Consider the following 11095-nt stretch of genomic DNA (forward strand, 5'->3'; position numbering starts at 1 on the left):
ATTACTTATTGCTGTTCATTAAACGATAAATAGGTTTCAATATCTTTGTCTCCTCGTCCTGAAACAGTCAATACAACGATATCTTCCGGTTTGAACTTCAATTTTCTCAAAGCTCCTAATGCATGGGCGGATTCCAGTGCAGGGATAATACCTTCGAGTTTAGTCAGTTCGTAAGCGGCTTCTATTGCTTCGTCGTCATTGATTGCCAAAACGTTGGCACGTCTTTGTGCGGCAAGATTGGCGTGTATCGGACCAATGCCCGGATAATCCAGTCCGGCGGAAATCGAGTAAGGCTCTTCAATCTGTCCGTCTTCGTTTTGGATGACGTAAGTACGCGCTCCGTGGATAATTCCCATTTTACCGAGTTGGATGGTGGCGGCGGTCATTCCGGTTTCTATTCCTTTACCTCCGGCTTCCGCCAGAATGATGCCTACCCGTTCATCATTGATATAATGATAAATCGTTCCGGCAGCATTACTTCCTCCTCCAACGCAGGCTATCAGATAATCCGGATAGTCACGTCCTTCTTTTTCTTGCAGTTGTTTTTTTATTTCTTCGCTGATAACAGATTGCAGGCGTGCCACCATATCAGGATAAGGATGAGGGCCTACGGTAGAGCCGATAATATAATAAGTGTCGGCAGGATGGCAACACCAGTCGCGGATCGCTTCGTTGGTTGCGTCTTTCAAGGTCATGTTTCCGGAAGTAACGGGAATAACGGTAGCTCCCAGCATTTTCATTTTCTCCACATTGATATGTTGGCGTTCTACATCCGTCTTTCCCATATAAACGATACATTCCATATCCATCAACGCACATACGGTAGCTGTTGCTACTCCATGTTGTCCGGCTCCGGTTTCGGCGATGATGCGTTTCTTTCCCATGCGGCGTGCCAGCAAGATTTGTCCGATGGTGTTGTTGATTTTGTGTGCACCGGTATGATTCAGGTCTTCCCGTTTCAGATACAACTTGCAACCATACTTTTCGGAAAGGCGTTTTGCCAGATAGAGTGGGGAAGGACGTCCTACGTAGTCGCGTAATAACTGCTCAAATTCCTTTTTAAATTCTTCGCTTTCAATCACTTCGAGGTACTTGTTCGTCAGTTCCTCAACACATTTGTGGAGGATTTCCGGTACATAAGCACCACCGAATTCTCCGTAATAGCCATCCTGGTCAACTAAAAAACTTTTCATAATCCTATCTATTTTTTATGTTATTATCTAAATCTGTTCGAAAATGGGCAAATAAAAAGAGCCCTGCCGCAAGTTGCGACAGGGCTCTTTCAAATCTGTTATATCTTTAATGAGGTATATACATACGAGCACTGCTCCCTTACGACTGTCGGAGTTGTAACGGGTGCCACCACCAATATGTATTTACTAACATTGTTCTCATTGTCTTTTGTAATTTTATTGGGGGCAAATATAGACACTTTGTTTGAAACAGCAAACAAAAAATGACTTTTTTTCTCTTTTGCCTTCATTTTTCTGATATAGAACAATTTTCAACCTGAACTGTTCTTATAAATATTGAATATTTAAACAAAAACAATTATGAAACAGAGAAAAGTTTTAGTAGGTATCGCTATTGCCATTTTCATTATATTATTATTGTATTGGTTATTGGTAGCAGAGGATATGAAACCCTGGTTGTCGGCTATGGTTCCTTCCGTGGCACAACAATTCTTCGCTTGATTCTGACAGGGTTCGGATAAATCATATATCTTTGCAAGGATAGTGACTAATAACCAAAATAATAACAATAGACTAAGATATGGAAAATTTTATTTTTCAAAATCCCGTGAAACTGATAATGGGAAAAGGGATGATTGCTCGGTTGGCTAAAGAAATACCGTCCGACAAGCGTATTATGATTACTTTTGGCGGTGGAAGCGTGAAGAAAAACGGAGTGTACGATCAGGTAAAGGAAGCATTGAAGAATCATTTTACAGTAGAATTCTGGGGAATCGAACCCAATCCTGCCATTGAAACTCTCCGTAAAGCTATTGCTTTGGGAAAAGAAGAGAAAGTAGATTATCTGCTGGCTGTTGGTGGTGGTTCCGTTATTGACGGTACGAAATTGATTTCCGCAGGAATCCTGTATGATGGTGATGCCTGGGATTTAGTACTTGCCGGACGTCCAGTCACTCATACTGTACCTCTTGCCACTGTATTGACTTTGCCCGCTACCGGTTCGGAGATGAATAACGGGGCAGTTATTTCCCGTCGTGAAACAAAAGAGAAATATCCTTTTTATGCTAACTATCCAATCTTCTCTATTCTTGACCCGGAAGTAACTTTTACCTTGCCTCCTCATCAGGTGGCCTGTGGTTTGGCTGATACCTTTGTTCATGTGATGGAGCAATATATGACTACTCCCGGGCAGAGCCGCATTATGGATCGTTGGGCGGAAGGCATTTTACAAACTTTGGTAGAAATAGCTCCGAAAATCCGTGAAAACCAGCATGATTATCAACTGATGGCTGATTTTATGCTTTCGGCTACAATGGCATTGAATGGATTTATTGCTATGGGAGTGTCGCAAGACTGGGCAACTCACATGATTGGCCATGAAATTACTGCTTTGCACGGATTGACACATGGTCATACGTTAGCCATTGTTCTTCCTGCCACTTTACAGGTGCTTCATGAAGAAAAAGGAGATAAACTTTTGCAGTATGGTGAAAGAGTCTGGGGAATTACTTCCGGTACGCGAGAAGAACGGATTGATGAAGCGATTTGTCATACCGAAGAGTTCTTTCGTTCGCTTGGGCTGACTACACGTTTGCATGAAGAGAACATCGGACAGGATACTATTCTGGAAATCGAACGCCGATTCAATGAACGTGGTGCTAAATATGGAGAGAATGGAAATGTAACGGGTGCTGTTGCCCGCAGGATATTAGAGACTGCACTTTAAGTATACTCTTACATTAAAAATATAGGATAAAGAGGATATTGGAACATACTTTTCACAATATCCTCTTTTCTTTTTATTATTTCTCAATTTTCTCTGACCTTGGAATTCTGAACCAGAAGCGAGAGCCTTCTCCTTCTTTAGATTCCACTCCGATAACCCCGCCCAGTCTTTCTACTATGACACGGCAGATGGCTAGTCCGAGTCCTGTCCCTTTAATAAAGGAGTTCAGTTTGACGAAGCGTTCAAACACTTTATCTATCTTGTCAGCAGGAATTCCGATACCTGTATCTTTTACATAAAAGTATATTTCATCTTTGGCTTCTTCAATCCGGTATCCCATTTCGATAGAACCTTTAGGGGTGAATTTCAAAGCATTATTTGTAAAGTTGATGATAACCTGTGATAGACGTATGCGGTCGGTATACATCATGCATTGATCTGCTTTCTCTGTGAATAAGATTTGAATGTCTGGGGAAGAATTCTTTTCTTGCATTTGTCTGCAAATACCTTCCATCAATTCGTTGATATCAGTCTGTGCAAATGTGAATTCCATAGTACCGGCTTCAATTTTAGAAAGATCGAGGATGTCGTCTATTAGTTGCAATAATAAGATATTGTTGCTGGAGATGATTTTTACAAATTCTTTTCTCTCTTCCTCTTCCTCCGTTTGGCAAACCATTTCGGAGAATCCTACAATCGCATTTAGCGGGGTTCGTATTTCATGGCTCATATTAGCGAGAAAGGCAGATTTGAGCCGATTGGATTCTTCGGCTTTTTCCTTTGCTTCCTGCAGCATTTTGTCCATCTTTAATTTTTCAGTGATGTTTTCAAAACGAAGTAATCCTCCAATAATTTCAGTTTCCTTTTCATCGCCGAATACAGGTGTTGCGGTCACTTCAAAATCTACATCGTCTACTCTGATGGTATGCCGGATAATTTTGCCCTGTTCGATAGCTTTCTTGAAAGCACATTGTCCACACGGTTCATTACGAAGTGCACTGGTCTGATAGCAAATTTTTCCCGGTATGTATCGTCTGCCTTTTACCAGGCTGGCTATTTGTCTTGTTTCCTCCCATTGTACCCGGTAATTTTTATCAATATAGATAAGGCCGAAGTCGATACTTTTTAGAGCTAGTTTTTGCTTCTTCAATGCTTTTTCCAGTTCTTCCTTGGCGGCAACTAATTCTCTTTCATAATTCTTGAGTTGTGTGATATCCCACCGGGTTGCCAACAGCCATTTCTTTTCTCCTTCCCATGAAATAATAGATTTAACGGCAATAGTATCATGGGTGATTCCATCGGGAGTGGTGTATTTTTCTTCTTTGCGATATACTTTGCCTGCTTGTATGAGTTCTTTGTCGATATGCCGGTATTTTTCACCTCTTTCTTCTCCGTAAATTTCATAATCAGTATGTCCGATGGCCTCTTCACTGCTAATGCCGGATTGAGCGGCTGATTCTTTATTCCAGTAATAGTATCGGAAATCGTTTGTAATATCTTTTACAAAGATGGGGAAAGGAAGATTATCGAGAATATCAAAGGAGAAACGGTAGGAATGATTGGTCTTTTTAATCGTTTTTTGCAATTTTCGGATTCTATATAGTAAGATGCTGATGACAAGGAGCAAAATAACTACTAGTAAATAATTATAACCCCAATGAACTTCGTTAATCCAATAATTTAACAAATAATTGTTTGCCATAAAATGTTTGATATAAATGAGGTGTAAAGATATGAATTGTTCTTTAACTTTCAAAAAATAATACATAAATATATTGTCTTTCAACATTATATTGTGAGACTGTAATTATATGCGATGAAGAAATAGTGGAGGTATGGTGTCTTGTAGTTCTTGTATGGTATCATATTTTGCTTGATTTCGATTCTTTTTTCAGAAAGAAAATGTATTAAAATATTAAATGATGTCTCATGAACTAAAATCATTTCTAGTTTGTTTTAATAACGCTGGAGTATTTTCTATTTTTGTTCACCTAAATAAGTTTTGATAGAGTCAAAATAAAACAATCATTTAATTACGTATGCTAATAACCATTATTATTCTCGTTCTTTCGGCTGTCTTTTTCGTGAACGGCAAGGTTCGTTCGGATATTGTGGCACTGTGTGCACTGATAGCCTTACTTATTTTTCAGATATTAACTCCTGATGAAGCACTTTCCGGTTTTTCTAATTCGGTAGTCATTATGATGATCGGATTGTTTGTAGTGGGAGGGGCTATCTTTCAAACGGGATTGGCAAAGATGATTAGTTCCCGTATTCTTAAACTTGCGGGAACCAGTGAGATCCGGTTATTTCTGTTGGTGATGTTGGTGACTTCGGCCATTGGTGCGTTTGTCAGTAACACAGGAACGGTGGCACTGATGCTTCCTATTGTTGTCAGTCTGGCAATGAGTGCCGGTATGAATCCGAGCAGGCTGTTGATGCCGTTGGCTTTTGCAAGTAGTATGGGAGGTATGATGACTTTAATCGGTACTCCGCCGAACCTTGTGATACAAAATACGTTGACTTCTGCCGGACTTGAACCGCTTTCCTTCTTCTCTTTCCTGCCTGTCGGCATTGTCTGTGTGATTGTCGGTACGCTGGTATTGATACCACTTAGCAAATGGTTTCTTTCTAAAAAAGGCCAGAAAGATGATAATAAACGTTCGGGTAAGTCACTGAAACAGTTGGTAAATGAATATGGGCTTTCTAGCAATCTGTTTCGTTTGCAGGTAATAAAAGATTCCCGGCTTTTGGGCAAGACGATTATTGACTTGGATATTCGTCGCAAATATGGTTTGAATATCATGGAAGTGCGTCGTGGTGATGCATCGCAACATCGTTTTCTGAAAACGATTACCCAGAAGTTTGCTGCACCGGACACGATGTTGCAAGCCGAGGATATTTTGTATGTGACAGGAGAATTTGATAAGGTACAGCTTTTTGCAGAAGATTTCCTGCTAGAGATTTTAGGTGACCATGCAACGGAAGAAACTCAAAGCGCAACTAACTCTCTGGATTTTTATGACATCGGTATTGCTGAAATAGTGTTGATGCCAGCTTCTAATTTGATAAACCAAACAATTAAGGAAGCCGGTTTTCGTGATAAGTTTAATGTGAACGTATTAGGAATCCGTCGTAAAAAGGAATACTTGTTGCAGGATTTGGGAAATGAGCGGATTCATAGTGGTGATGTGCTTCTGGTTCAGGGAACGTGGAATAATATAGCTCGTCTTAGCAAGGAAGATTCTGATTGGGTTGTTTTGGGACAACCTTTGGCGGAAGCGGCTAAAGTTACATTAGATTATAAAGCTCCGGTAGCGGCTGCTATTATGGTATTAATGGTAGTAATGATGGTATTCGATTTTATTCCGGTTGCTCCGGTTACAGCCGTTATGATAGCGGGTATATTGATGGTATTAACCGGATGTTTCCGTAATGTAGAAGCAGCTTATAAAACGATCAACTGGGAGAGTATTGTATTGATTGCAGCTATGCTTCCTATGTCTCTGGCATTGGAGAAAACGGGAGCTTCGGAATACATTTCCAATACGCTGGTTAACGGCTTGGGATCATACGGACCTGTTGCGTTGATGGCAGGTATTTACTTTACGACTTCGTTGATGACGATGTTTATCAGCAATACAGCTACGGCTGTCTTACTCGCACCGATTGCTCTGCAAAGTGCCATACAGATCGGAGTAAGTCCGGTTCCCTTCTTGTTTGCTGTGACGGTAGGTGCAAGTATGTGTTTCGCTTCTCCATTCTCTACACCGCCTAACGCCCTGGTGATGCCTGCCGGTCAATATACTTTTATGGATTATGTAAAAGTAGGATTGCCGTTGCAGATTATTATGGGAATCGTGATGATTTTTGTATTACCATTGATTTTCCCCTTTTAGTTTTTAATTTTTATCCTTTTAATAAGGAGATGAAAGAGCTCGGTATTTTGTAGTTGTAGTGCTTTGTAACACTGGATCTTTGTCGTTTAATTGAGAGTTGCATAGAATCTGCAACTCTTTTTTTTGATTGCATATTGCATATTTGTACTTCTAAGCTTTTAATATTCAATAATGTAATAGGTCGTTTTTTATTGGGAGTAATTAAAGCCTTATCTTTTAAAAGATGTTAACCGTAGGTCGAAAAATACAACTTTATCCGTTTCTTATTTGTAAATACAACTATCTTTGTACATTCATTGCTGATTGTTGATTCGTAATGATTTTTATTTTTTGTGCAAATAAAGCAAACTTAAGTATTTAAAGATTATGAAACAAAGCATTGTAAAAATCTTCACTTTTTCGTTGTTAGTATCTTCTATCAGTTTTATTAGTTGCGTTGATAATGAGAAAAATCTGTTTAATGCAGATCAACTGAAACAAATTTACGAAGAAACTTTTCCTGTAAAAAACATCGACTCTGATGGTGATTGGACAATGTCACGAAGTGTAACGGCACATGTGTCAATCAATGGGGATCAAGGAGTAGATTATAAGATACAGATATTTGATGCCGATCCATTAAGCCCGGAAAGTACAGCAAAACTCTTAGCGGAAGGAACTGTCACTCAAAGTATGACTTTGGATGTGGTGATGGATTGCGCAACATCTCTTGATAAAGTGTTTGTTGCGCGTATAGATGAACACAAACGTTATCTGGTCCAACCGACAGCGATTGAAAATGGTACAGTGACAGCGCACTTTGGAGACAAAGGTACGCCAACACGTTCTATATCACGAGCTGTGACGACTAGTATACCAGTCATGGAAGCTCCTTATACAGCCGATTTTATTAGTGCTAAAAAGGCAATTTCTACTGTCATTCAGGCTAATTGGGATCTTTCTGCAAAGTCTGGCTGGGGTGGAAGTTATGGTCAATTTCCTGTTTTTACAGAAAGTGAGCGTTGGTTTAAGATTCAGGAAGGAACTTTTAAAGCTGGATTTAGTGCAACTGGAAATAGAGATGGAGAAATAAGTGCTGTGAAAGTAATCGTTCCTCAAGGAAGCACATGGGTTATAGAGAATAGTAATCAATTTTCTGATATTACAGAAATTATCGTTGAGAATGGTGGAAAGATAGAGATTGCTAAAAATGGGAGTCTGATATTAACGCGGGCTTCTTATATAACTGTGATGCAGGGAGGAAGTATTGTTGGTGACAGAGGTATTCAGATAACAAATAGTTCGGCTGGGCGTACAAACTATAATGCGGGTACGATTGATTGTGACTTTTTGAAAATTGATGGAAGTGGAAACGGAGTTGATTTTGTGAATTATGGAACACTTAAACTGAATTCTTATAATGCTTCTACAAATGGTACGACATTGATAAATCATGGAACCATTGAAGTCGAAAATATAGATGGCAACAATAATACTAATATTAAAAACGGTTGTTATCTGAAAGCTGGAAAATTACAATTTGGTACGCTTGTTATGGGAAATACTTCCGAAGCTATTTGCAAAGAATTGACGGGTAATGGAAATGATAATAATATCGTGATGGAAGCACAATCCATGTTGACTTGTACGGGCAAAGCTAATTTATTCAGAACAGTTACCGGTCCGACACAAGGAACTGCCTTATTAAGAATTCACGAAATAGATAATACTTCCGGTCTGGCTCAATCTGCTTCTAAAGTAAGTAATAATATCATTTGTGAAATAACAGATCAAACATATAAAGGCGAAGCACATTATAACTGGTCTCCTTTTGCATGGCTAGTAAATAAGGGATTACAGCAAGGTGCTACCTATTGTAATCCGGGCAAAGCAGAATTTATACTTCCTGCTGACGGTGACTGTGTTAAAGAAGGGTATAACTCTGATGAAAAACCGGATGATGTAGAAATTCGATATGCAGTTTATTCTTATGCTTTCGAAGATAACTATCCGAAAGCAGGAGATTACGATTTCAATGATATTGTGTTGAATGTAACTTTGCCTGCAGCCGGTAATGATGTGAAAGAACTAAAATATAAAATTGACCTTCGGGCAGTTGGTGCCGTGAAACAATTAGGTGCTGGTTTGAGAATACGAGGAATAGACAAAAATAATGTGGAAGAGATAAGTTTTGGTGCAGGCGCTGCTCAACGTACCGGCTCATTAAATTCTGGTATATTTGAAAATGCATCTTATGAAGCCAATGGCAATGAACTTGTGATTCCTTTATTTGGAGACGCACATTATGTATATGGATATACAGGAGCACAACGCCCCATGTTGAATACTGGGAATGCTAGCACTCCTCTTACAGATATATATACTCTTGAAGTGAACGTCAAACTTAAAAATGAAATATCCGTCCCTAGTGTGACAGATGGTTTAGACTTCTTCATTGCTTATCAGGGGATAGGTCAAAAGAGAACAGAAATCCATTTGACTCATTTTAATTCGGCTACGGCGAATGGACAATTGGCGGATAATGAGGTGCTTGAGGTAATCAAGGCAGTTAATAATACATGGGCTTTGTGTGTTCCTGATAAATTTGCTTATCCAACAGAAACAACAGTGATAACGAACGCATATTCTAAATTTGCAGATTGGGCACACGATCAGAGCTCAACTACTGATTGGTATAAGACAGTTAGTAGTGATAAAGTGATTCAGTACTAAAACTATTAAAGAGAAATATTGCAAACAGTTTTATTCGAAAAGAACTTGTGTGCATTGATTATGGGGAGATTGTAGGAAGTAAGTGCTGCCTTAATGCTCCCCTTTTTTATGTAATTACCCATTCGATGACAAAGTAAATACATAAAGTTTTAGAATCTCTGATTATTCTGACGATTGTTCGTGTAATCAAGGGTTTTGCTATCTCTCATGTTCTATCATTCTTCTCTATTAGCAGGAAAATCCCCATGATTTATTGAAAAACAATGCCTTTATTGCGTAAAGCACCGCATATTTACATCAAAAGCGCCGCTATATTTGTAAAAAACATAAGGATAAAGTAAGTAAAAGATGCGGATAATGTCATCAAAAGCTATGGATGAAGTAAACAAACCATTGGGATAGTGTCGCTATATCGTAAATGTTGTTAGAATTTCCTACTTTCTTTCCATTGATTTTTCTATTTGGGGCTTTGATAATGGTAAAAAGAAAAAAGTAAAAGGGAACTTTATTAGTACATGTGATGCCCGTTTGATTGTAGAAATGCTGTGCGCGTATTAAAATGTATATATATCATGCTTAATTGTAGAATAGTGAATTGAATAAAGCCCTCTACAGTGGCAGAAAAATTTTACTTCAGCCAAAGGGAGGAAAGAAGCGATCCCTGATAGATTAAGAATTACAAAGTGTCAGTAGTATCTTTTTGTAAATTCAAATTTCTCATGTTGAATGTTTTGTAACTGCAAAGATACGAAGAATGGTAACTATATTGAATGATAGTTGCTTAATATCATAGCAGGACCGAGCTCCAGAGATGTACAAATCAGGCGATTTAGGTTATTCAACCTTAATTCGCTTTTTTCTGCATCACTACTATCTGATTAAACCGTTTTTGTGACGGAGTACCAACTACAATTTCTTTTGGAGGAAATCGCTTGTCGAACTCATTAGCAGCAGATTTATCAATCTGATATATTTTATCTTCTATATAACGGCCTTTTACATTGGCTAAAGCATTATCATATAATTCACAAACATGAAGAGCAGTAGCATACATATTGTCTTCAGTGCGAATCCCTAATGTTTCGGCAGGAATGAATCCTTGTCGGAGATAATAATCCGGGTCACCACAAAGTAAAATAGCACGAAATCCCATTTCGGAAGCTAATTTTTTGGTAAGTGCAATCATTCTTCCTCCGATACCTTGCTGTTGGTATTCGGGGAGGACAGAAATGGGCCCCAGGCTCAAAACCTCATATTGGTTACCGTCATCTGCCATGATAAATGATTTGAGGCAGACAACATTACCGACAATCTTGTTATTATGTTCTGCAACAATATCGAGCTCCGGCACAAACTTAGGATGGTTACGCATAATATGAAGGAGGTAATGTTCGTCACATCCCGGAGAATAATGATTCCAGAATGCTTCCCGTGTAATGTTTTCGGTTTCATGATAATCCGAAGATTGCTCAATTCTAAGTTTTATATCCATATTGTTTCAAATATATAGTTGCACAAATATAAAGAACAAAATCCGAATACCTAACTCTTTTAAAGATGAATCT

General features: G+C 38.8%; 7 protein-coding genes. 4 read left to right on the plus strand and 3 right to left on the minus strand.

Features of this window, described 5'->3' with window-relative positions; translation table 11 throughout:
- Positions 1 to 5: 5 nt before the first annotated feature.
- On the minus strand, positions 6 to 1193 hold the full coding sequence (gene trpB / locus BSCG_RS09020) for a tryptophan synthase subunit beta (protein ID WP_004303719.1): 1188 nt from the start codon (positions 1191 to 1193) through the stop codon (positions 6 to 8).
- A gap of 360 nt (positions 1194 to 1553) precedes the next feature.
- Here trpB and BSCG_RS30035 point away from each other — a divergent pair, with 360 nt between their 5' ends.
- Positions 1554 to 1694 (plus strand): hypothetical protein, encoded by a 141-nt coding sequence (locus BSCG_RS30035; protein WP_004300101.1) that lies wholly within the window; start codon positions 1554 to 1556, stop codon positions 1692 to 1694.
- 79 nt (positions 1695 to 1773) lie between these two features.
- On the plus strand, positions 1774 to 2919 hold the full coding sequence (locus tag BSCG_RS09015) for an iron-containing alcohol dehydrogenase (protein ID WP_004300100.1): 1146 nt from the start codon (positions 1774 to 1776) through the stop codon (positions 2917 to 2919).
- Between the two features lie 76 nt (positions 2920 to 2995).
- Here BSCG_RS09015 and BSCG_RS09010 read toward each other — a convergent pair whose 3' ends face one another.
- Entirely contained in the window at positions 2996 to 4621 is a 1626-nt protein-coding gene (locus tag BSCG_RS09010) for an ATP-binding protein (protein ID WP_032848889.1), read from the minus strand.
- A gap of 337 nt (positions 4622 to 4958) precedes the next feature.
- On the opposite strand from BSCG_RS09010, the gene BSCG_RS09005 reads away from it, so the two are divergent.
- Together BSCG_RS09005 and BSCG_RS09000 are read left to right on the plus strand one after the other, a co-directional pair.
- A complete protein-coding gene (locus tag BSCG_RS09005; RefSeq protein WP_008776589.1) occupies positions 4959 to 6818 on the plus strand; it encodes an SLC13 family permease in 1860 nt (619 codons plus the stop codon).
- 366 nt (positions 6819 to 7184) lie between these two features.
- Entirely contained in the window at positions 7185 to 9530 is a 2346-nt protein-coding gene (locus BSCG_RS09000) for an LruC domain-containing protein (RefSeq protein ID WP_004303717.1), read from the plus strand.
- 844 nt (positions 9531 to 10374) lie between these two features.
- On the opposite strand, the gene BSCG_RS08995 is transcribed toward BSCG_RS09000, so the two are convergent.
- A complete protein-coding gene (locus BSCG_RS08995; protein WP_004303716.1) occupies positions 10375 to 11022 on the minus strand; it encodes a GNAT family N-acetyltransferase in 648 nt (215 codons plus the stop codon).
- Between the last annotated feature and the right edge of the window lie 73 nt (positions 11023 to 11095).

This window comes from Bacteroides sp. 2_2_4 (genome assembly GCF_000157055.1).
GTDB classification, from domain to species: domain Bacteria; phylum Bacteroidota; class Bacteroidia; order Bacteroidales; family Bacteroidaceae; genus Bacteroides; species Bacteroides ovatus.